The 22,324-nt window shown below is 63.6% G+C and carries 19 protein-coding genes and 1 tRNA gene; 14 read left to right on the forward strand and 6 right to left on the reverse strand.

Annotated features, from left to right (window positions below):
- The first annotated feature begins 15 nt into the window (after positions 1-15).
- The 3 genes from DEH80_RS04305 to DEH80_RS04315 are packed head-to-tail and all read left to right on the forward strand — an operon-like array spanning position 16 to position 2,667.
- A complete protein-coding gene (locus tag DEH80_RS04305) occupies positions 16-201 on the forward strand; it encodes a DUF2065 domain-containing protein (protein ID WP_109719236.1) in 186 nt (61 codons plus the stop codon).
- A complete protein-coding gene (locus DEH80_RS04310) occupies positions 198-1,385 on the forward strand; it encodes an ATP phosphoribosyltransferase regulatory subunit (RefSeq protein ID WP_109719310.1) in 1,188 nt (395 codons plus the stop codon). Before DEH80_RS04305 ends, DEH80_RS04310 begins: the two co-directional genes overlap by 4 nt.
- On the forward strand, positions 1,369-2,667 hold the full coding sequence (locus DEH80_RS04315; protein ID WP_109719237.1) for an adenylosuccinate synthase: 1,299 nt from the start codon (positions 1,369-1,371) through the stop codon (positions 2,665-2,667). The genes DEH80_RS04310 and DEH80_RS04315 overlap by 17 nt, the downstream gene beginning before the upstream one ends.
- A 199-nt stretch (positions 2,668-2,866) precedes the next feature.
- Here DEH80_RS04315 and DEH80_RS04320 read toward each other — a convergent pair.
- Positions 2,867-2,953: transfer RNA gene (locus tag DEH80_RS04320), tRNA-Leu, on the reverse strand.
- Between the two features lie 66 nt (positions 2,954-3,019).
- Here DEH80_RS04320 and rnr point away from each other — a divergent pair.
- The 8 genes from rnr (at position 3,020) to alr (ending at position 10,599) form a co-directional block, all read left to right on the forward strand.
- On the forward strand, positions 3,020-5,236 hold the full coding sequence (gene rnr, locus DEH80_RS04325; protein WP_109719238.1) for a ribonuclease R: 2,217 nt from the start codon (positions 3,020-3,022) through the stop codon (positions 5,234-5,236).
- Between the two features lies 1 nt (position 5,237).
- A complete protein-coding gene (locus DEH80_RS04330; RefSeq protein ID WP_207774463.1) occupies positions 5,238-5,954 on the forward strand; it encodes a YiaD family glycine zipper/OmpA-like lipoprotein in 717 nt (238 codons plus the stop codon).
- A 62-nt stretch (positions 5,955-6,016) separates the two neighbouring features.
- Positions 6,017-6,775 (forward strand): 23S rRNA (guanosine(2251)-2'-O)-methyltransferase RlmB, encoded by a 759-nt coding sequence (gene rlmB / locus DEH80_RS04335; RefSeq protein ID WP_243412746.1) that lies wholly within the window; start codon positions 6,017-6,019, stop codon positions 6,773-6,775.
- A gap of 126 nt (positions 6,776-6,901) precedes the next feature.
- A complete protein-coding gene (rpsF, locus tag DEH80_RS04340; protein WP_109719241.1) occupies positions 6,902-7,312 on the forward strand; it encodes a 30S ribosomal protein S6 in 411 nt (136 codons plus the stop codon).
- Positions 7,313-7,323: 11 nt separating this feature from the next.
- A complete protein-coding gene (rpsR, locus tag DEH80_RS04345) occupies positions 7,324-7,551 on the forward strand; it encodes a 30S ribosomal protein S18 (protein ID WP_109719242.1) in 228 nt (75 codons plus the stop codon).
- Between the two features lie 11 nt (positions 7,552-7,562).
- Complete coding sequence (rplI, locus tag DEH80_RS04350) at positions 7,563-8,012, forward strand: 50S ribosomal protein L9 (RefSeq protein ID WP_109719243.1); 450 nt, start codon at positions 7,563-7,565, stop codon at positions 8,010-8,012.
- A 101-nt stretch (positions 8,013-8,113) separates the two neighbouring features.
- Complete coding sequence (gene dnaB / locus DEH80_RS04355) at positions 8,114-9,493, forward strand: replicative DNA helicase (RefSeq protein WP_109719244.1); 1,380 nt, start codon at positions 8,114-8,116, stop codon at positions 9,491-9,493.
- A 17-nt stretch (positions 9,494-9,510) separates the two neighbouring features.
- On the forward strand, positions 9,511-10,599 hold the full coding sequence (gene alr, locus DEH80_RS04360; protein WP_109719245.1) for an alanine racemase: 1,089 nt from the start codon (positions 9,511-9,513) through the stop codon (positions 10,597-10,599).
- Here the strand turns inward: alr and DEH80_RS04365 are convergent.
- The 3 genes from DEH80_RS04365 to DEH80_RS04375 all read right to left on the reverse strand — a co-directional run bounded on the left by DEH80_RS04365 (position 10,596) and on the right by DEH80_RS04375 (position 14,824).
- Complete coding sequence (locus DEH80_RS04365) at positions 10,596-11,285, reverse strand: FHA domain-containing protein (RefSeq protein ID WP_109719246.1); 690 nt, start codon at positions 11,283-11,285, stop codon at positions 10,596-10,598. The genes alr and DEH80_RS04365 overlap by 4 nt on opposite strands.
- A gap of 81 nt (positions 11,286-11,366) precedes the next feature.
- Positions 11,367-12,188, reverse strand: a complete 822-nt coding sequence (locus DEH80_RS04370) for a Stp1/IreP family PP2C-type Ser/Thr phosphatase (protein WP_109719247.1) — start codon at positions 12,186-12,188, stop codon at positions 11,367-11,369.
- Entirely contained in the window at positions 12,188-14,824 is a 2,637-nt protein-coding gene (locus DEH80_RS04375; RefSeq protein ID WP_207774464.1) for a CHASE2 domain-containing serine/threonine-protein kinase, read from the reverse strand. Before DEH80_RS04375 ends, DEH80_RS04370 begins: the two co-directional genes overlap by 1 nt.
- A gap of 186 nt (positions 14,825-15,010) precedes the next feature.
- On the opposite strand from DEH80_RS04375, the gene radA reads away from it, so the two are divergent.
- Positions 15,011-16,375, forward strand: coding sequence for a DNA repair protein RadA (gene radA / locus DEH80_RS04380; RefSeq protein WP_109719248.1), 1,365 nt, complete (start codon positions 15,011-15,013; stop codon positions 16,373-16,375).
- A gap of 113 nt (positions 16,376-16,488) precedes the next feature.
- The gene (locus DEH80_RS04385) at positions 16,489-19,077 is read left to right on the forward strand and encodes a penicillin acylase family protein (RefSeq protein WP_109719249.1); all 2,589 of its coding nucleotides are present in this window, start codon (positions 16,489-16,491) and stop codon (positions 19,075-19,077) included.
- A 16-nt stretch (positions 19,078-19,093) separates the two neighbouring features.
- On the opposite strand, the gene DEH80_RS04390 is transcribed toward DEH80_RS04385, so the two are convergent.
- A complete protein-coding gene (locus DEH80_RS04390) occupies positions 19,094-20,365 on the reverse strand; it encodes an HlyC/CorC family transporter (RefSeq protein ID WP_109719250.1) in 1,272 nt (423 codons plus the stop codon).
- Between the two features lie 255 nt (positions 20,366-20,620).
- Positions 20,621-21,427: a cytochrome C assembly family protein gene (locus DEH80_RS04395; RefSeq protein WP_109719251.1), complete on the reverse strand. Its 807-nt coding sequence runs from the start codon at positions 21,425-21,427 to the stop codon at positions 20,621-20,623.
- Positions 21,428-21,538: 111 nt separating this feature from the next.
- Between DEH80_RS04395 and DEH80_RS04400 the strand changes: the two genes are divergently transcribed.
- Positions 21,539-22,303, forward strand: coding sequence for an MBL fold metallo-hydrolase (locus DEH80_RS04400; RefSeq protein ID WP_109719252.1), 765 nt, complete (start codon positions 21,539-21,541; stop codon positions 22,301-22,303).
- The last annotated feature ends 21 nt before the right edge of the window (positions 22,304-22,324 follow it).

The raw sequence follows: 22,324 nt of genomic DNA on the forward strand, positions 1-22,324 counted from the left end.
GGATGGCCTGAGCCCATGTGGGAAGACGTGCTCCGTGCGCTGGCTCTCGTGCTGATCATCGAGGGCATGATGCCGTTCCTGTCGCCGACCCGGTGGCGTTTGCTCCTGGCCCGGGTGGCCGCGACGGACGACCGTACGCTTCGAACGGCCGGATTGATCGCCATGATCGCCGGCCTTTGTCTGCTGCAATGGATGCGATGACTTACCACGCCTGGACCCTGCCTGACGGCGTCGAAGAGGTGCTGGCGCCCGATGCCTGGGCGCTGGAAACGCTTCGCCGCGATTTGATTGACCTGTATCGGCGCTGGGGCTACGCCTTCGTGCTGCCGCCGCTAATTGAGTACATCGAGTCATTGCTGACCGGTGCCGGCCGCGAGTTGGACGTGCAGACCTTTAAGCTCACCGACCAGAACAATGGCCGGCTGATGGGGCTGCGCGCCGATATGACGCCGCAGATCGCCCGGATCGATGCCAATCGCATGCAAAGCGACGCACCGGTTCGACTCTGCTACACCGGCACCGTGCTGCGAGCACGTGCTGGCGTGGCGGCCAGTTCGCGCGCGCTGCGCCAGATCGGTGCCGAGCTGTTCGGGCACGCCGGTCCCGAGAGTGACCGCGAGGTGTTGTCGTTGATGATCGCGACGCTGCGGACAGCGGGCGTCGAGGGGTTTCACCTGGACCTCGGGCATGTTGGCGTCGTGCGTGCGTTGCTGGCACCCGCCAAGCTCAGCCCGGCGCTGGAAGCCGAGGTGTTCGATGTGCTGCAGCGCAAGTCGCAACCCGACCTCGAGTTCCTGCGCCCGCAGCTGGGCGACGCGCTTGCCGACCAACTGGCCGTGCTGATGCGGCTCAATGGAACGCCGGAGGTGTTGGAGGCCGCAGCTGCGGAGCTGGCCGGGTTGTCGCCGGATATCGACGCCGCGTTGAGCGAGCTGGATGCCTTGTGCGGCTGGCTGGCCGGGCAGGAGCCCTCGCTCAAGCTGCACATCGACCTGGGCGAGTTGCGGGGCTACCACTACCACACGGGTGTCGTGTTCGCGGCGTTCGTCGAAGAGCATGGTCGTGAGTTGGCGCGTGGTGGGCGCTACGACCACGTCGGTGAGGCCTTCGGGCGTGGTCGCCCTGCCACCGGTTTTTCGTCAGACTTAAACGTATTGGCGCGGGTGGCCGCGCCGCGTGCAGCCGGTGCGGATGCTGATGTGATTCTTGCGCCAGCGGACGAGTCGCCGGCGCTGGCCGACACGATTCGTGACTTACGTGCAGCCGGCGAGGTGGTGGTGGTGGCCCTGCCGGGTCAGCCATTGCCGGCACATACGCGCCACCTGGCGCAACTTCATTCGACATGGACCATTCAGGACGGAGTCATCGATGACCCGAGGTCGTAATCTGGTTGTCATCGGCGCCCAATGGGGCGACGAGGGCAAGGGCAAGATCGTGGACTGGCTCACCGACCGCTGTGCGGCAGTGGCCCGATTCCAGGGTGGTCACAATGCCGGCCACACGCTGGTCATCGACGGCGAGAAGACGGTGTTGCACCTGATTCCTTCCGGCATTTTGCGCGACGATGTGCGCTGCCTCATCGGAAATGGCGTGGTGATTGCCGCCGATGCGCTGATGGAAGAGCTGGACATGCTGGCCGGTCGCGGTGTCCCCGCGGAAGAGCGGCTGATGATCAGCCCGTCTTGTCCGCTGATCCTGCCAACCCATAAGGCGTTGGACCTGGCCCGCGAAAAGGCGCGTGGCGCCGCGAAGATCGGTACGACCGGCCGCGGGATCGGGCCGGCCTACGAGGACAAGGTCGCCCGGCGCGCCGTCCGCGTTGACGATTTGTTCCACCGCGAACGCCTCGCTGCCAAGCTGGGCGAAATGCTGGATTTCCACAATTTCGTCCTCACGCGCTACTTCAACGAACCGGCGCATGATTTTCAGGCCATTTTGGATCAGCAGCTGGCCTATGCCGAGCGCATCGCGCCCATGGTGGGTGATGTCACGCGCCACCTTCACGAGACCTGTGCCGCGGGCGGCAACGTCTTGTTTGAAGGCGCTCAGGGCTCGCTGCTGGATGTGGATCACGGCACCTACCCGTATGTGACCTCCAGCAACACCACCGCCGGTGGGGCCTGCACGGGCTCCGGTATTGGCCCGCGGCAGATCGACTATGTGCTGGGCATCGTCAAGGCGTATGCAACGCGTGTGGGGGCCGGACCGTTTCCCACGGAGCTGTCCGACGCGGTGGGGCAGTCCATCGCCGCCCGCGGGGCCGAGTTCGGCGCAACCACAGGGCGCCCGCGTCGCTGTGGCTGGTTTGATGCCGTCGCGCTGCGGCGAGCGGCGATCTACAACAGCATCAGCGGACTGTGCGTCACCAAGTTGGATGTGCTGGATGAGATGGAATCCATCTCCATCTGCACCGGCTACCGGCGCGATGGTGAAACCGTCGATCATCTGCCGGTGGGTGCAGAGGCGCTGGCCGCCTGTGAGCCCGTTTACGAGACGATGCCTGGCTGGCGGCAGTCGACAGTGGGTGTGGAGACGTTCGAGGCGCTACCAGCCGCTGCGCGCGCATTTTTGGAGCGCATCGAGGCCTTGGTCGAAGTGCCGATCGATCTGGTGTCCACCGGGCCGGATCGCAGCCAGACGATTGTCCGGAAGCATCCGCTCGGATGATACGATGCCGCCCGCACAGCAATGTGCGGGCGGTACTGCCCCAGGTGCCTCAATACACCTGAAGAACCGATCCACCCGGATTAATCTGTTTTCGCGGACGCGAATGATGAGCGACGGAGAGGCGTGTGCAACCGCCTACGATCCGTCTGATGGCCTTGCCGATTTGCACCATCACCCAATCCTGAGGATTGAGAAGCGATGGTGCCGAGGAGAGGACTTGAACCTCCACGGGGTTTCCCCCACTGGCACCTGAAGCCAGCGCGTCTACCAATTCCGCCACCTCGGCAAGCGGCGGCGGACTTTATAGACGGTCGTTGAACTTGTCAACGACCGAGTCAAAGGATTGAGCAAAATGAGTAAAAAGACCCGATCAAAACAAGACTGGGCCGATCAGGATCCCGCATTCGGCCGGGAGCAACAGCGCTATGAATCGCCTGTCCCCAGTCGTCAGTTCATTCTGCAAACGCTGGCCGAACATGGTCGGCCGATGAGTCGACATGCACTGATCCGGCATTTCGGTCTCGCCGACGACAACGAGGCCGAGACGGGCCTGAGTCACCGCATCAGCGCCATGATTCGCGATGGTCAGCTCGTCGAGAACCGCCGCGGTGCATTGGGCATTCCCAAGCGCATGGACCTGGTGCCGGGGCGGGTGATCGGCCACCGGGACGGATTCGGCTTTCTCCAGCCGGACGCGGGCGGCGACGACATCTTCCTGAGCCCGCGGGAGATGCGACAGCTGCTCCACGGCGACCGGGCGCTGGTCCGCATTACCGGAGAGGACCGCAGGGGCCGCAAGGAAGGCTCGGTGGTCGAGGTGCTCGAGCGCGCCAACGCGTTCATCGTGGGTCGATTGATGACCGAACGCGGTGTCAGCTTTGTCGTGCCGGACAACAGCCGCATCGCACAGGACATTCTGGTCGGCCCCGAAGACCTGGGTGGCGCCAAGCATGGACAAATCGTCACCGTCGAGCTGATCGAGCAGCCGTCCAAGGGGGGCAAGCCGATCGGCCGAGTCAAGGAACGCCTGGGCGATCACATGGCGCCTGGCATGGAGATCGATATCGCCGTGCGTTCCCACGGGATCCCCTACGAGTGGCCGGCCGAGGTTGAAGAGCAGATCGCCGAGCTGCCGGAGCAGGTGGCAGAGGCCGACAAGACCGGCCGGCAGGATCTTCGTGACCTGCCATTGGTGACCATTGATGGCGCGGACGCACGCGACTTTGACGACGCTGTCTACGCCAAGCGCACGCTGCGAGGCTGGAAGCTCTATGTGGCGATTGCCGATGTCTCGGCCTACGTCCAGCCGGACTCGCCACTGGACCGGGAAGCGTATCGGCGTGGGACCTCGGTGTACTTTCCGGAGCGGGTGATCCCGATGCTGCCGGAAGTGTTGTCCAACGGGCTTTGCTCGCTGAATCCCGACGTCGATCGTCTATGCCTGGTCTGCGAGATGCAGGTGTCGCGGAGCGGTGAGGTGCGACGAGGACGATTCTACGAAGCGGTCATGCGGTCCAAGGCCCGGTTGACCTACGAAGAGGTGGCCGACCTGCTGGAGAACGACGCCGCCGCGACCCGAGAGCAGCGTGCGGATCTGCTCCCTCATCTGCAGTCCTTGCATGGTTTGTACGAGGCGTTGCGCAAGGCCCGAGATGCGCGTGGAGCCATCGACTTCGAATCGTCGGAGACGCGGATCGTCTTCGGGGAGAATCGCAAGATTGATCGGGTGGTGCCCGTGGTGCGCAACGTCGCGCACAAGATGATCGAGGAATGCATGATCGCCGCCAACGTGCAGGCGGCCCGGGCGTTGGAGACCGCGAAGATTCCCACGTTGTACCGGGTGCATGAGCGCCCGCCAGCCGACCGCCTTGAGGACCTACGCGCATTTCTGGGCGAATGGGGCCTGGGCGTAGGGGGTGGGCAAACCCCCGAGGCGCAGCATTTTTCGCGCCTGATCAACGAGGTCTCTGGCCGTCCCAATGCGCGACTCATCCAGACCGTGTTGCTGCGGTCCATGGCCCAGGCCGTGTACCAACCGGAAAACAACGGCCATTTCGGGCTGGCGCTGGAGCGCTATGCTCACTTCACGTCGCCCATCCGCCGCTATCCGGATCTGCTGGTCCATCGGGGCCTCAAGTTATTGGCCAAGGGTGAAACCACGGGCGCCAAGCAGTACGAGCCGGAGACCATGGTCCAGACCGGGGCGCATTGTTCCGGCACCGAGCGGCGCGCCGATGAGGCCACCCGGGATGTGATGGACTGGCTCAAATGCGAGTTCATGCTCGACCGGGTGGGCGAAACATTCGAGGGCATGATCGTGGGCGTGACCTCGTTCGGTTTGTTCGTGGAAATCGACGATCTGGCCGTGACCGGCCTGGTGCACGTCAGCCAGTTACGGAACGACTACTACCATTTCGAATCCAAGTACCACCGCTTGCGGGGTGAACGCACCGGGAAGATCTACCGGTTGTCCGATCGTATGGCCGTCAAGGTCGTGCGTGTTGATCTCGACGAGCGCAAGATTGATTTCGAGCCGGCGGAAGGCCGGTCACGCAAAAAAAGGAGTTGATATGCAAGCTCAGCAACGTCAGGGAATGCGCCGGGCCGTTATGGGTCTGGGAGTGGCGACGACCGTGTTGGTTTCCGGTTGTGCTGCCGATGATCCGAATCGCCGGGCCAAGACCGGCGCCGCGATCGGTGCACTGGTGGGAGCGGTCGCCGGCCATCAGGTCGATGGTGACAAAGGCCGCTACGTGGGCGCCGCTGTTGGTGCGCTTGCCGGTGCTGCAGTGGGCAACTACCAGGATAAGCAGGCCGCGGAGCTCGAACGAGAGTTGGCGGCGGAACAGGCTCGCGGCGAGCTCAACATCACCAAGCTCAGCGGCAATGCCCTGAAGGTTGGGATTGCATCCGATGCGACGTTTGATTTCGACAGTGCCGCGATCAAGTCCAGCGCCCAGGCCACTTACGCCAAGATTGCCAGTGTGCTGAAGGACTACGACAAGACCATCATTCACGTGGTCGGGCATACCGACAGTACGGGCACGGATGCCTACAACCAGAAGCTGTCCGAACGACGCGCATCTGCGGTCGCCTCGGCACTGACCGCCAATGGCCTGAACAGCGCGCGCCTGTTGACCGAAGGCCGTGGCGAATCCGAACCCATTGCCGATAACAGCACCAAAGAGGGCCAGCGCCGGAATCGCCGTGTCGATATCGTCATCAAGCCGATTATCGAAGGCCAGGAGCAGCAGGCCTATACGCCGCCCCCGTACCTCGGGTCATAATCGGTTGCAGGACGTTTTTCGCGGGGGCCTTTGTGGCCCCCGTTTTCTATGGGGCGATGACGATGAGCGAACAGATCTGCGGATTCCACGCGGTGGAGGCTGCGCTGGAGCAGTCTCCGGAGCGGGTGACATCGCTCTGGCTACAGGCCGGGCGCAAGGACGCCAGGATGCAGGCCTTACAGGATCAGGCGTCATCGCTGGGTGTGCGAGTCGAGCGGCTGCCCCGCGATGAACTGGACCGGCGTAGCCGGGGTGTCCGCCATCAGGGTGTGCTGGCCGAGGTTAATGCCCGCCCGCCTGCCGATCTGGCCGGTTTGCTCGATCACCTGGACGCGCTGGATCATGCGCCCCTGCTGCTGGTACTTGACCAGGTCCAGGATCCGCACAATCTGGGTGCCTTGCTGCGCACCGCGGCGGCCGCGGGTGTGGACGCAGTGATCACGCCGTCGGATCGAAGTGCCGGTCTGACACCGGTGGTGCGCAAGACGGCCGCTGGAGCGGCCGAACGGATTCTGTTCGTCCGGGTCGGTAATCTGGCCAGGGCACTGGACCGCCTGCGTGAGCGCGGCGTCTGGTTGCACGGCCTGGCCGGTCAGGCAGACACCGCCCTTTATGCGGCCGATCTGACCGGGCCGATCGCGCTGGTGTTAGGGGCCGAGGCGAGCGGATTGCGCCGACTGACCCGGGATCGCTGCGATGCCTTGTGGCGTCTGCCCATGGCGTCTGGCGTCGAGAGTCTCAACGTCTCGGCCGCTGGGGCCGTCGCGCTGTTCGAAGCGGTGCGGCAGCGACAGATTGCGCCGGGTGCCGCGACACCGTAGAATCCGCGCCCCCGCGAAATCCGCGGGTTTCCTTGCCTCACCGCCCGATCCGGGCCGGGAGGCTGTACGCCTAGACCCTGGCGCTGTCGAATGGCCGGGAGACGGGTACATCCGTAAGGAGTCACAATGCGTCACTACGAAGTTGTGTTTCTGGTCCATCCGGATCAGAGCGAGCAGGTGCCTGCGATGCTGGAACGCTATCGCGGCACGATTGAGAATGCGGGCGGCAAGGTCCACCGCGTCGAAGACTGGGGCCGTCGTCAGCTGGCCTACACCATTGCCAAGGTTCACAAGGCGCATTACGCCATGCTGAACGTGGAATGCAGCCGTGAGGCGATCGAAGAACTGGAAGGTATCTTCCGTTTCAACGACGCCATCATCCGTCACATGACCATGCGTACGGAAGGTGCCCCGAGCGGTGCCTCTCCGCTGGTCAAGGATTCCGAGGAAGACAAGGCCGAATCGAAGCCCGCTCGCAAGAGCGAGAGCGGCGACGAGGGCGATTCTTCCAATGACAAAGCCGAACAGGCTGCATAAGGAGCATCGTCATGGCACGTTTTAGCCGTCGCAAGCGCGTTTGTAAGTTCACGTCCGAGGGAATCGAAGAGATCGATTACAAGGACCTGGGCCTGCTCAAGCAGTTCATCTCGGATAACGGCAAGATCGTTCCGAGCCGCATCACCGGCACCAAGGTGCGTTATCAGCGTCAGCTGGCCGCCGCCGTCAAGCGCGCCCGTTTTCTGGCGCTGCTGCCCTACACCGACCAGCACGAATAGGAGCCAATACGATGGAAGTCATTCTGCTGGATCGTATCCAGAATCTGGGCGACATCGGTGACACCGTTCGCGTGAAGCCGGGCTACGGCCGCAACTACCTGCTGCCTCAGGGCAAGGCGCTGCGCGCGACCAAGGACAACCTGGAGGTGTTCGAGGCACGCAAGGCCGAGCTGCTCAAGAAGGTGGCGGAGTCCGAGGCTGCGGCCAAGGCGCGCGCCGAAGCCATCGCCGGACTCGGCTCGCTCACCCTGACCAGCCGTGCATCCGATGAGGGCAAGCTCTACGGTTCCATCGGGCCGCGCGAAGTGGCCGAGGCCATTACCGAGGCAGGCGTGACCGTCGACAAGGGCGAAGTGGTGATGCCGGATGGCCCGATCCGGGCCACGGGTGAGCATGAGGTGGTGATCCACCTGTATGCGACGCTCGAAGCCACGATGACCGTGGTGGTCGAAGCCGAGTAAGCTTGGCCACAGGCTGATCGGAACAGACGGCCGGCGCCTTGCGTCGGCCGTCTGCGTTTCGGGCCTCCTAATTCGAGATTCGCAGCAGGTAGACTAGCCGCGTGGAACAGCGACTCCCCCCATATTCCCTGGAAGCCGAACAGGCTGTGCTCGGCGGCCTGATGCTGCAGGACGATGCCTGGGACCGTGTGGCCGGGCGGGTCATGGAAGCGGATTTCTACCGTAAGGATCACCGCCTGATCTATCAGGCCATCGGTGATCTGGCCAACAGCGACCGGCCGCGTGATGTGGTGACCGTGTCGGAGTGGCTGCAGGGTCGCGGACAGCTCGAAGACGCCGGCGGCCTGGCCTACCTGGGCACCTTGGCCAATGATGTCGGCAGCGCCGCCAATATCGGAGCCTATGCCGACATCGTGCGTGAGCGCTCGGTGTATCGGAAGCTGATCAAGGTCGGCACCGACATTACCGACATGGGCTTCACGCCCGAGGGTCGGCCGGCTACGGAGCTGCTGGATGAGGCCGAGCGCAAGGTGTTGGACATCGCCGAATCCTCGCGCCGGACCACGTCAGGCCCGCGGGCCGGTGCCGAGTTTCTCGGGGATGTCGTCGAACGCATCGAAAAGCTGGTTGGCGGCCAGTTGGCCGGGACATCCACAGGCCTGGTCGACCTGGACAAAAAAACCACCGGTTTGCACCCCGGTGATCTGGTCATCGTTGCCGGTCGCCCCTCCATGGGCAAGACCAGTTTTTCGATGAATATTGCCGAGGCAATTGCGACCGATCCGCAGACGCCGAAGGCGGTGCTGGTCTTCAGCCTGGAAATGCCAGGGGATCAGCTGATGATGCGCATGATCTCCTCCTTCGGACGGGTGAATCAGGAGCGTTTGCGCAGCGGCAACCTGACCGATGAGGATTGGGACAAGATCCATTCGGCGATGACGCTGCTGGAACGCGCGCCCATTTATATCGATGACGATGGGCAGTTGTCGCCTACCGAGCTGCGTTCGCGGGCGCGCCGACTCAAGCGTGAAGTCAACAACATCCGTAGCGAGCAGTTCCCCGAGGGATTGGAACTGGGACTGATTCTCGTCGACTACCTGCAGCTCATGCAGGTGCCGGGGTTCAAGGAAAACCGCACCAACGAAATCGCCATGATTTCGCGCGGGATGAAGTCGCTGGCCAAGGAGCTGGAGGTGCCGGTGATCGCGCTGTCGCAGCTCAACCGCAGCGTCGAGAACCGTGACGACAAGCGTCCGCGTATGGCGGATCTCCGCGAGTCCGGAGGCATCGAGCAGGATGCAGACGTGATCATGTTTATTTACCGCGACGAGGTGTACAACCCGGAGACGGACCGGCGCGGTATTGCAGAGATCATCATCGCCAAGCAGCGTAACGGTCCGATCGGCAAGGTCGACGCCACGTTTACCGGTCAATACACCCGTTTCGATAACGTGGCGCACTATCAGGACGACGAGTTCTGAGCCCCCCGAATTCTGCGATGTGGCCCCAGCGTGTCACGGCGACGGTGGACTTGTCCGCCCTGCGTCACAACTTGCAGCGCGTGCGCGAATACGCCCCTGCATCGCGTGTGATGGGGGCGCTCAAGGCGGATGCCTATGGCCATGGCATGGTCGCAGTAGCGCGCGCGCTGGATGATGGGCTGGATGCTTATGCCGTCGCCTGTCTGGAAGAGGCCGAGGCGATTCGAGCAGCCGGCTGCCGCACGCCCTGCGTGTTGCTGGAAGGCCCGCTGCATCCGCAGGAGATCGAGACCATTGCCGCCCGGGGCGAGCCCGTGGTGCTGCACGCCGACTGGCAGCTCCAGGCCTTGCGGACCCTGCGCTGCGCCACGCCATTGCCAGTTTGGATCAAGCTGGATACCGGCATGAACCGGCTGGGATTTCGGCCGGATCAGGCCCGGCGCCTGGCGCAGGCGGTTTCCGCGAACCCGGCCCTGAAACTGCTGGGCTGGATGACGCACCTGGCCAATGCGGACGCCGCTGAATCGGCGGGGACGCAGGCCCAATTGACCCGCTTTTTTGCGGCCACGGATGGGCTGCCTGGGGCGCGGACCATTGCCAACTCAGCCGGGCTGATGGCCTATCCGCAGGCCCGGGTCGATTGGGTTCGCCCCGGGATCATGCTCTACGGCGCGTCTCCACTAGAAGGCCATACGGCCAGTCAGGATGGTCTGCTGCCGACCATGCGGGTAGAAAGCCGCCTGATCGCGATGCGGGATGTGCCGGCGGGTGAGGCCGTCGGCTACGGAAGCGAGTGGGTTTGTGCCGAGCCGACCCGCGTCGGTGTGATTGCCATGGGTTACGGAGACGGCTACCCCCGGCATGCGCGCTCGGGCACGCCCGTGCAGGTGAGAGGGCAGACCGTCGCGCTGATCGGTCGCGTCTCCATGGACATGATTACGGTCGATCTGCGCAACTGTCCCCAGGCACAGGTCGGTGATACGGCCGTCTTATGGGGTGGGGGACTGCCGGTGGAATCGGTCGCCGAACACGCCGGAACCATTGCTTACGATCTGTTCTGCGGGCTAACCAACCGCGTGCATTACCACTACGAGTCGGAGACCTAGGCGTCGATCAGGCTAAACGAGAGTGTGGCACCAGCCAGCTTGATTTCGTCACCTTCCGTGAGCTGACGGGCGTGGCCGCCGATCGATTCGCCATTCACGCTGGGCGGCGGTAGGCCCTGGTCCTTCTGGCCGCCGACATGGACGATGTAATAGCCATCCGGCCGGCGCGTGACTGCAGCCACCTGTACGCCGGGTCGGCCGACCGTGGTCAATGCCTTGGTCAGTTGCAGCTGCTTGCCGGCATTGGCGCCGCTGGTCAGCGTGAGCACGCCCACCTGTGGCTTGGTCGGTGTTGCCGGGGCGGCTGCCGCCGCCGAGCCCAGGGTTTCGCCGGTTGCCGAGGCCAGCTCGCCCGGACGCAGAATCATGGTTTTCTCCAGCGCGTCTTCGTCAATCTGGACATCGGCCTCATACTTCAGCGTGTGATGCCCCATCGTGATCACGTCGCCGGTCGACAGCGGGTGCTTGGCGATACGGCGGCCGTTCACCAAGGTGCCGTTGGTGCTGTCCAGATCTTCGAGAAACGACTCCGACATGATGTTGACGATCACCGCATGGTGTCCGCTGACGGCCTTGTCGTTGAGCTGCAAGCTGTTGTCGGGGTGGCGCCCGATGGTGATCCGTTCCGACGTCAACTCGATCGTGTCGAGCACGTCTTTTCCATCGGTGACAATGAGTTTGCTCATGGCCTGCGCCTCTCCCTACCCACAGTGGCCGGCCGGGATAAGGCCCCGGTCGACATCCCCTGAATCCGTGTCGTCATTGATCTATAGCCAGCTCTTGACCCGATCAAACCAGCTACGCTTTTCGGCAAAGGATCGGTCGATTCTTGCGACAACAACCGAAACGTTATCTTTTCCCCCGGCCATGTTGGCCTGCCGGACCAGCTCGGCCGCAGCGTTTTCGAGATTATCAGCAAACTGCAGCAGGGTTAAGCGAATGGCGTCAGCAGGGACCAGATCACTGAGTCCGTCCGAGCACATCAGATAAATGTCACCGACCTCGGCAGGCTCCTCGATCAGGTCGACCTGAATCTCAGGTTCGATGCCCAGCGCGCGTGTGACGATGTTCCGCGCCACCTTTTGTTCGGCTTCTTCTTCCGAGTAAAACCCTCGGTCGATCAGTTCCTGGACCAGTGAATGATCGCGGGTGACCTGCTGTATCTCTCGGTCCCGTAGTCGATACAGGCGTGAATCGCCCACGCTGGCCACCGCGATGCAGTCGTCCCGGAACAACAGGACCACCGCGGTCGTGCCCATGCCTTCACATTGTTTCTGTGACCGGGATACGTGATAGACCGACGTATGGGCGGCTTCCAGGGCCTCACGCAGCAGCAGGGCGTGGGCGCTGTGGTCATCCTCGCCTGCGTCATCCCGTAGCTGTGGCAGACGCTTGCGCACCGTTTCCAGCACACTGGCCACGGTCATGCCGCTGGCGACTTCGCCCGCCTTGTAGCCACCCATCCCGTCGGCCAGGATGAGCAGCCCAAGTTGGTCGTCGGCACCCACCGCGTCTTCATTGTTGGTACGGACGCGCCCCACGTCCGTCTGCATGGCGAACTGAATGGCGCCGCGCAAACCGGCTGGCATCAGGAGGCGACCTGTACCGCGCGCAGCGCGGAGGCCAGTTCACCCGCCCGTGCGTAGCGTTGATCCAGGTCCTTCTGCAGCCCGGCGACCAGGATGGCTTCGATGGATTCGGGCAAATCCGGACGCAGGGTTAACGCGGGGGCATGGGGATCGTTGGCGATCTTGTACATCAACGTGGCCATGGAGTCGGCCTGGAAGGGCAGCTGCCCGGTCAGGAGCTGATAAAGCGTGACGGTGAGGGAGAAAATGTCCGAACGCCCGTCCACCTTACGGCCTGAGAGCTGTTCCGGTGACATGTAGGAAGGCGTGCCCAGCACCATGCCGGTCTTGGTCTTGGAGGCATCGGTGATTCGTGCGATACCGAAATCCGTAACCTTGACGATTCTGTCGTCGGGCAACCACATGAGATTGGCCGGCTTGATGTCGCGATGGACGATGCTTTGATTGTGCGCATAGTCCAGCGCCTCGGCCGCATCGGCGATGAGCTTGAGCACGTCACCGACCGGGAGCAGGCCCGCTGACTTGGTGTGCCGGGTGAGATCGTAGCCCTTGATGAATTCCATGGCGATAAACGCCAGGTCGTGCTCCTCGCCCGCGTCGTAGATCGTGACGATATTGGGATGGGCGAGGCGCCCGGCGGTCTCGGCCTCACGGAAGAACCGCGCCTTGACGTCTTCCAGCTCGTCGGCCTCGAATTCCTGCTGCAAGGCCATGGTCTTGATGGCCACGGTGCGGCCGATTTTGGGGTCCTTGCCGAGGTACACGGTCCCCATCGCCCCTTTGCCCAATTCCTTGACGACCTCATAGCGCCCCAGCATGGGCTTTTCCATGTCGTCGCCGGCGGTAATCAGCGTGGCGCCGGCGCCGTTGCTACCGCCGCCCAGGATGACCGTTTCCTCGAGTTTCTTCGCCCGTTTGAGCTTGTCCTGCAGGTCGCGGAAATTCGGTTGATGCTGGGCCATGTGCTGGTACACCGCATGCGCCTTGCCAAAGGCGCGCTTGCGCTCGTAATCCAGGCCGAGGTTGTAGAGCACGTCGAGCAGGCCTTCGTCCACCGGGCACTTCCGGAACTTGTCGAAGGCCATGTCCAGCTGTCCCTGGCCCTGAAATGCCAGTCCCAGCATCTTGTTGGACTCCGCGCCTTCGAGTTCGGATGCCATCTTGAGCCGCTCGGTGACGCGCAGGCGTTTAACGGTCATCGCGATATGACCCAGCACTAGAAACACGACAGGGATCAGCAGCGGAATCCACATCGACTGGGTCACCATGAGCACCAATTCCGTGAGGAACAGGCCCAGCGCGAGGATGAGCGTAATGATGGCCGCGATGCCGGCGCCCAGACGGGGCAGACCGGCGATCAGCCAGATGGCGCCCAGCAAAAATGCTGCCAGACCTGCCCAGCCCGCCCAGGCCGGACGCACGAAGAAATGCTCTTCCAGAATGCTGGACACCGTATGTGCCAACGACACGACGGGGGGCATCTGCGCTGCGACCGGGGTCGCGACACTATCGCCAATGCCGGCTGCCGATGCGCCGATCAGCACCAGCTTGTCCCGGTACTTGCTCGGCGGAATGTTGCCGTTCAGTACATCGAAGAATGAATCCACCGCAAACGGCGCATTGCCGTTGTTCTCGCCGTAGAAGTAGTTGTACATCCGCAGGTCTGCGGTGGTGTCGATGGTCAGCCCCCCGAGGCGCACGCCTTCTCCCAGGCGAACCTCGATGTCTTCCGGTTGCAGATTCAGGGCGCGGGCCGCGAGCATGAGCGGCAAGGATGGGTAGTAGGCGCCGAAATGCTCCAGTACCAGCGGCTCGTAACGCTGTGCACCGTCGACATCAGCCGTCAGGCTCAGGTGGCCGATTCCGACTGCGGCCTGGCCCAGCGGGGCGATCGGAGGAAAGGCGGCGACCGTGGGGATGGGCTGGGCCTCGGCGGTCTGAACATTGACCAGGGCACTGGCCTGTACGTAGTCCGGCAAGGGCTGGTCCGGCCGTCCTTGGGGCTGCCCCAGCTCGAAGATCATCGCCTGGATGACATTGTTGGCTTGTGCGAAGGCCGCTGCCAGCTTGGCGTCGGTGTTCAGCGCGTCCTGGGCTTCGAGGAACTGCAATGCCAGCTGTTCGATATCGCTGCCCAGGGAATTGGTTAGCGCGGATTCGCGTTCCAGGGTCTGCAGGGCCTGAACCGGCTGCCGGTTAACGCCGGTAGCACGTAGCGCCTGGATTTGCTCGCGCAGCGCTGTGACTTCCTGCGGAACCTCATTGACCAGCGGCGACTGCATGAAGGATTCGACCAGCGCATTGACGTAGGCCAGGCCGGCGTCCTGCTGGGCCTCGGAGTACAGCACGGTGCTGCCGATGGCCTTGGCGCCACCCTGTGCCAGCACGCGAATCATCCTGGCGTGCAGGTCACGCGGCCAGGGCCAACGACCCAGATTGGCGATGCTGGCATCGTCGATGGCAACCACCGCGACCCGGTCGCTGGGCGGCTTATCGGTGGCGCGCACGCCCAGGTCGTACCCCCAGCGTTCCAGCCCCTGAAACACCGACCCCCAGACCCCATAGGCCAGCACGGCGAAAACCACGGTCATGCCCAGCCCGAAGACGGTGTCCGAGCCCAAGATATTGCGCTTCAAGTCACGCACTCCCCTTGCGTGTCGATCTGGTGCAGTCTAGGAGGCTCAAACCGAGAACACCAGCATGCGCGCCCCACCCGGATGGAGGGAGTCAGGCTGCCCTGAGACCCGGATCACGTCCACCTCAGAACACGACACATCGGCCCGTTGCCAGTCATTTGTACGACCCACCCGATTCCACGAGACATGCCCAAGACACTTACGCGATTCTTTTGTCAGTCCTGCGGCAGCGAAGCGCCCAAATGGTCCGGGCAGTGTGCGGCCTGTGGTGAGTGGAACACGCTGGCCGAAGCCCCGAATGAGGCGCCGGCGGCAGGACGGCGCAGCAGCCGGTCCGGCGGCTACGCGGGCACGACGGCGCTGCAGTCGCTCAACGAGGTGCAGCGCGATGCCACGGAGCGTCGCGCAACTGGGCTTAGCGAGCTGGATCGTGTGTTGGGTGGAGGGTTGGTTGCCGGATCCGTCAATCTGCTCGGCGGTGACCCCGGCATTGGTAAGTCGACCCTGCTGCTGCAATTGCTATGCGCCATTCATGCTGAGCAGCCGTCGATATATGTGACGGGTGAGGAGTCGCTGTCACAGGTGTCGATGCGGGCCCAGCGTCTAGGTGCCGGAGAGGTCGCGCTGCCGCTACTGGCGGATACCCAGGTCGAGGCTATTGTAGAGCAGGCCCGGCGGCTGCAGCCCAAGGTGATGGTGATCGATTCCATCCAGACCATGTGGACCGATGCGCTAGATTCAGCGCCGGGCTCGGTCTCCCAGGTGCGTGAGTCGGCGGCGCGCCTGGTGCGCTTTGCGAAGCAGACAGGGACCACCGTGTTTCTGGTCGGGCATGTGACCAAGGAGGGCGCGATCGGCGGCCCACGTGTGCTTGAGCATATGGTCGACACGGTGCTGTATTTCGAAAGCGATCAGGGCAGTCGCTATCGCCTGATCCGCGCGGTGAAGAATCGTTTTGGCGCGGTCAACGAACTCGGCATTTTTGCCATGACCGAAACCGGGCTGAAGCCGGTCTCGAACCCCTCGGCCATTTTCCTGACGCGCGATAGCGAGCCGGTTCCCGGCAGCACCGTGCTGGTGACCCGCGAGGGCACGCGCCCCCTGCTGGTGGAGTGCCAGGCGCTGGTCGATGCATCGCACCTGGGCAATCCTCGTCGAGTCGCGGTGGGGCTTGATGGTCAACGGGTCGCCATGTTGCTGGCCGTACTCCATCGTCACTGCGGAATCGCCATGGCCGACCAGGATGTTTTCGTCAATATCGTTGGCGGGGTCCGTGTGAGCGAAACCGCGGCAGACCTGGCCATTCTGGTCGCCGCACTGTCCAGCTTCCGAGACCGTCCGGTCCCGCACGACTGGGTGGTGTTCGGCGAGGTGGGTTTATCGGGCGAGATTCGGCCGGTTCCCGGTGGCGAGGACCGGATTCGAGAGGCGGCCAAGCATGGCTTCAAGCGTGCCATCGTGCCGGCGGCCAACAAGCCAAGACGGTCAGCGGACGGTGCCATGGAGGTCGTCTGCGTCAAGCGCTTGTCCGAGGTGCTGGACGCTTTGTGAGGCGCGGGTTGCAGGGCGCGTGGGTGCGGGCGTCGTTTTGGCCGCTTCGTTACACTGCGCCAGAGCAACTGAATTTGTCAGCGATCGCAACAGGTCGCGACCCGAGGAGACCCATGATTTCATCCAAATTCTGCGCCAGCGGTGTCGCTGGCGCGTTGTGCCTGTTCTTATCCGCTTGTGGCAGCAGTTCCAGCGGGGAGCGCCAGGCCTCCACGCCCGTCGCCCCGCGGCAGGTCGTCAATCTGCTGGCGCCGGGTCAATCCGGGTTCGTCTCCACCGATGGTCAGTTGCAAGGCTCTGCGACCGGCGAGCCCGGCGACTACGGTGAGCACCTCGATGACCAGCGCATTCCATACTGGTCGTTCGAGTTCAAGCCAGGCGAGTTTGCCGATGTCAGCGAACTTGTCGCCGAGCAGCCCATCGAGACGGTGCAGATTTATCGAGATGACTTCGGCGTGCCGATCATTTATGCGGAGACGGCCTATGACCTGGCCTTTGGCATGGGCTATGCGCTGACTGCTGACCGGCTGTTTCTGCAGGATGGGGCACGTCGGCTGGCGCGCGGCACGCTGGCGGAGCTCACCGGTCCCGGCGATGTGCCTGCCGATATCGAGGCCCGGGTGCTCACGTACTCCGAGGCCGAGTACCAAGCCATGTATGACGCGTTACCGCAGCAGCCGCGCGACATGATCGACGGCTATGTGGCTGGCGCCAATGCCTGGGTAGAACGGGTGCAGAGCGACCCGAGTCTGTTGCCGGCCGAGTACGCCTTGCTCACCGTGAGTCCTGAGCCCTTCACGGCCATTGATGTGCTGGCGGCCGGCGTGTTCATCACCCGGGCCGTGGCGTCCAATGGCGGTAACGAGTTTGACAATGTTGCGGTACTGCAGGCCCTGGAATCTGAACATGGTCGGGAGATCGCCCGGGCCATCTTCCAAACCGTGCACTGGGTCGATGATGCCCAGGCGGCAGTGACGGTGCCGGTGGGCGAGGGTCGGTTCAGCAACATCACGACGCCGCCGGATCAGCGCGATGCCGTGTTCAACGCCATGGCGGACTACGCGCTGTCGCTTCCGCCCGGATTGGACCGCGGAATGGGCACCGGTGATGCCGAGGTCCCGTCGCCGCTGCCTCTGAAGCGCGCGGCCGGCGGTTTGGAACTGGGTACACGCCTGCGGCGCATGTTTAACCCGGCCGGTGGGGCTTCCTACATGGCGGTTGTGGCGCCCGAACGCAGCACCACGGGGAATGCGTTGCTCATCAATGGGCCGCAGCTGGGCTACGGGTATCCCACCCAGCTCATGGAGCTGGAAGTCCACGGGGCCGGGTTTGATGCCCGTGGATCGACAGCGCCGTTGTTGCCGGTGATCGGGATTGGCTACGGCGAACGCACGGCCTGGGGCGTGACGACGGGGAACTCGAAGACGATCGATTCCTTCATCGAGACCCTGGATGCGGACAACCCGAATCGCTACCTCCACGACGGCCAGGTCAAGGACATGGACTGCCGGGACGAAACCGTGAACTACCGCGGTAGCACCGGCATGGTGGATGGGGTGCCGGGTGTGCCCATCGGGCCGGCCAGCTTCTCGACCACGGTCGAGGTCTGTCGCACCGTGCATGGTCCGGTCGTCGCGCGTTCTGACGATGGGACACATGCCCGCAGCGTGCAGTACGCCATGTGGATGCGCGAGGTCGAGACGATTTTCGGCGTGTTGGACTGGATGCGCGTGGATGACTTCGAGTCATTCGAGGCGGCCATGCGCCGGGTGACCTGGAACGAAAACACCATGTATGCCGACGCGGACGGCAACATCGCCTATTGGCATCCCGGATTGCATCCGCGCCGTGCCGCGGGCGGGGACCAGCGGTTCCCGCTGCCGGGAGAAGGTGAGTTCGATCACCTGGGGACTTTGGCATTCGAGGCACTGCCGCAGAGCGTCAATCCGGAGCAGGGTTATCTAGCCAACTGGAACAACAAGCCCGCCGTGGGCTGGGGGGAAGGCGTGGGCGGTCAGGCCGGCTCCACACCCGCAGGGGCTGATCAGCGGGTGACCAATTGGCTGGAGGCTCTGGCGTCGGATCCGCAGGTGTCGTTTGAGGATTTGTTGGCAATGGACCGGCTGATCGGCATCAAGGACCCGCGTGCCCGGGCCTTTGTCCCGGTGCTGGCGGATTACGTCAGCGGGTCGTCGGTGCCGGAGCGCCATGCCACCTTGCTCGAGCCCGTGCTCGCCTGGGACCAGAACCATTTCCGGCCCGATATGGACATCACCGATGAATCCGCCACGGATACGGTCGGCGCAACGGTATTTGATGTTTTCGTGCGGTCATTGCGCACCGAGCTGTTCGCAGACTGGCTGCCCGATGCCCTCTTTCAGCAGATGTCGCGATTGGGCAACCACGAGTACGACGTCGCGCCGCTGGATAATCTGGCCCTGCGCATTCTGGTGCCGGAGAGCTCGGCCATCACCCCGGTGTTCGATTTCCTGGGCGAACGTAGCCCCAGCGAGGTGATCGCCGCGGCGGTCGATCGGGCCGATGCCCAGTTGCAGGCACAGTTCGGTGGCGAGGATGTGGCCACTTACACGCGTGTCCATCACCGCGATGACCTCTGCTCGCTGACCGGGGTCATCGGGCCATGCATCACCATGCCGCATCAGGATCGCGGCTCCTGGATACACGCCGTGGCGTTCGAGTAACGCCGACCAGGTCGGATCAGGCCGGGCTGGCGTTGCCGGGCGGGCGGATGCGGACCATCTTCACCGCATTCGCCTTGGTCTGGGCGATTTCGAGCACGTACTGGCGCAGCTGCAGGGTGGTCCCCGGCTTGGGGATATCCTCCAGCTGCTCGAGAATCAGGCCGTTGAGCGTGCGTGCGGAGCCCAGCGGAAGTTTCCAGCCCATGGTGCGATTGAGGCTGCGTACCGTCACGCTACCGTCCACCAGGTAGGTGCCGTCGGCGTCCAGATACACATTCTTCATGCGCGTGGCGGGGTCGGTGGTGAATTCGCCAACAATCTCTTCGAGAATGTCTTCCAGCGTCACCAGACCCTGGATATCGCCATATTCGTCCACCACGAATCCGATGCGGCGCTTCTGATTCTGGAAGTTCAGCAACTGCTGGTTCAACGGCGTGCTTTCGGGGATGTAATACGGTTCGCGTGCCAGCGACAGTAGGGTGTCATGCGTGAGGCGTCCCTCGGTGGCCGCCGAGATCACGCGTCGCAGATGCACCACGCCTTTGAGTTCCTCGACCGAGCCATCGAACAACGGCAGCCGGGTGTGCTGGCTGCGACTGAGCTCGTCGACGATGGTTTCGATCGGATCCGACAGGTCCAGCCCCACGATTTCGTTGCGCGGCACCATGATGTCCTCGACCGTGGCCTTCTCCAGGTCGAGGATGGACAGCAGCATGCGTTGGTGACGCTGCGGAATCATGGCGCCGGTCTCTGCGACCACGGTGCGCAGCTCCTCCGACGACAAGCTGTGCATGGCGGCGTCCTCTGGCGTCACGCCGATCAGGCGCAGCACAGCATTGGCGATCAGGTTGATCAGCCACACCAGCGGGTACAACAATCGCAGCATCGGCCAGTAGACGAAGCTGGCCGGAAACGCGATGCGCTCGGGATGTAGCGCCGCCAGCGTCTTCGGGGTGACTTCCGAGAAGATCAGCACCAACAGCGTGAGCAGTCCCGTGGCGATGGCGATGCCGGCATCGCCGTAGAGGCGCATTCCGATGATCGTGGCGATGGCCGATGCGCCGATGTTGACCAGGTTGTTGCCGAGCAGAATCACGCCGATCAGCCGATCCGGTCGTTCCAGCAGACGGCTGGCCAGACTCGCCCCGCGATGCCCGGACTTGGCCAGGTGCCGCAGGCGGTACCGGTTGACGGTCATCAACGCGGTCTCGGAGCCGGAGAAAAAGGCGGACAGCACCAGCAAGGTGCCAAGAAGTCCAAACAGGACCGATAACGGAATGTCGTCCAACGCGTGCGGGCCTCGCCCTATCGACTACGAAAGCTTTTGGGGACTCGCAGCGCAACCAGTCGTCAGCGCCTGACGCGCATCGGGGCGACCTTGAAGTCGGCCTCGATGGGCGGCGCAGTGTCGACCCGCGACCCGGTCCCTCCGTTCAGACGCCGCGCGGTGAGTTCCCGCGCCAGCGTCCATGCATGACCTGCAGAATCAGAAATCCGGTCGTGACCTGTCAAGTCGGCGACCGCGATGTCAGGGCGAGCGGCCTCAACCCCAGTGCGTTTGCAGCAGGGTTTCCAGCACCCACTTCGAGCCAAAATAGGCCAGCCCCAGCACCGCATAGCCAGTGGCCATCCAGCGTATCGCGGTGCGCCCCCGCCAGCCGAGTCGCCAGCGTCCCGCCAGCAGCACGGCGAAAACCGCCCAGGCGACCACGGTAAACACCAGCTTGTGCGTCAAATGTTGCGCCTGGACATCCTGTGTGACGACCAGGCCGCTGGCGAGGCTTAGCGTCAGCAGGGAGAACCCCAGGCCGATCATCTGGAATAGCACCCGTTCCATCGTCTGCAGGGGCACGGTGTCCGTGGTGCTGGCCGGGGTCGGGTGGCTATGGAGTCTGCGGTCTCGCAGCCAGAGCGCCGCAGCCTGCATGGCCGCCAGCGTCAGCACACCATAGGCCAAGGCCGAGCAGGCAATATGTGTGGTCAGCAGCCAGCTATCCAGCTGGACCCGCGGCGATGCTCCGGGGGCGATCAGCCCGATCGCCACGCCAATGAGGGCTGCGGCAAATACCCAGCGGGCGATCCCACCAACGGGCTCTCGCGAGGCGAACAGAAGCAACATCAATGCCGACTGCCACGCCACCAGCGACACGGCGGTCGCGACGCCAAACTGCAAGCCCAGGCCTGTGAGCAAGGGCATGAGCAGCAGGCCGCCATGCAAGAGGATGCCCAGGGTGCCGGCCACCAGTTGCGCAGGGCGCAGGCGCTTGTGCGGCGGAACCGCCGCAGCAACGGCGTAGGCAAGAAGGGCGGCAAAGGGCAACAGACTCAGCATCGGACGAACAGGGTCCATGTCGTGGTGTGATGGGCTTGGTCCGAATCATGGCACAGCGGCGCGGGCCTCCGCACAGGGGGCGATCGGGCGCTGTGCTAGCATCGAACGACGGTCCGTCAGAGACACGGGATGAACATCAAGGTGCTTGGCTGCAACGGCGGTGTGGGGCCCGGTCTGCGAACGACCTCCTTTCTCGTCAACGACACGACGCTGCTGGACGCAGGAACGGGCGTCTGTGATCTCACGCCGGCCGCAATGGAGGCGATTCGCCACATCTTTTTCTCCCACGCCCATCTGGATCATGTGGCGGGCGCGGCATTCTTGATGGATGTGGTCTACGACGCCGATGGGTCAGGCCTGACGCTGCATGGCACCGACACCACGCTGCAAGTTCTGCGCGAGCATTTGTTCAACTGGGCGCTATGGCCGGATTTTTCGAAGCTGCCAAGCGAGCAGGCGCCAACGATGCGCTATGCACGGGTCGAGGCGGGGACGAGCGTGGAGATCGATGGGCTGCGCATCACGCCGATCGATGTAGCGCATACGGTGCCAGCCGTCGGGTACGTCGTTGATGACGGACACGCGGTGCTCGCCTTCTCCGGCGATACCGCCACCAACGACAGTTTCTGGTCGGCGCTGAACCAGCTGCCTCGCCTGGACCGCCTCATCGTCGAGGTCTCTTTCCCGGCCAGCGAGGCCGAGATCGGGCAGATCACCCGCCACTACACCTCGGGAACGCTGGCAGCTGATCTGGATAAGCTCAACCACCGTCCCGAGCTGTTGATCACCCACAATAAACCGGGATTCGAGGCGCAGATTCAGGCCGAGCTTCCCGGCATGCTGCGCGGTTGGTCCGTGCGTTTTCTGCAGCGTGGTGACATCATTTCCATCTAGCTGCGCGCGCAGCGCAGACCC

The sequence above is a fragment of the Abyssibacter profundi genome, from assembly GCF_003151135.1.
Lineage (GTDB): Bacteria > Pseudomonadota > Gammaproteobacteria > Nevskiales > OUC007 > Abyssibacter > Abyssibacter profundi.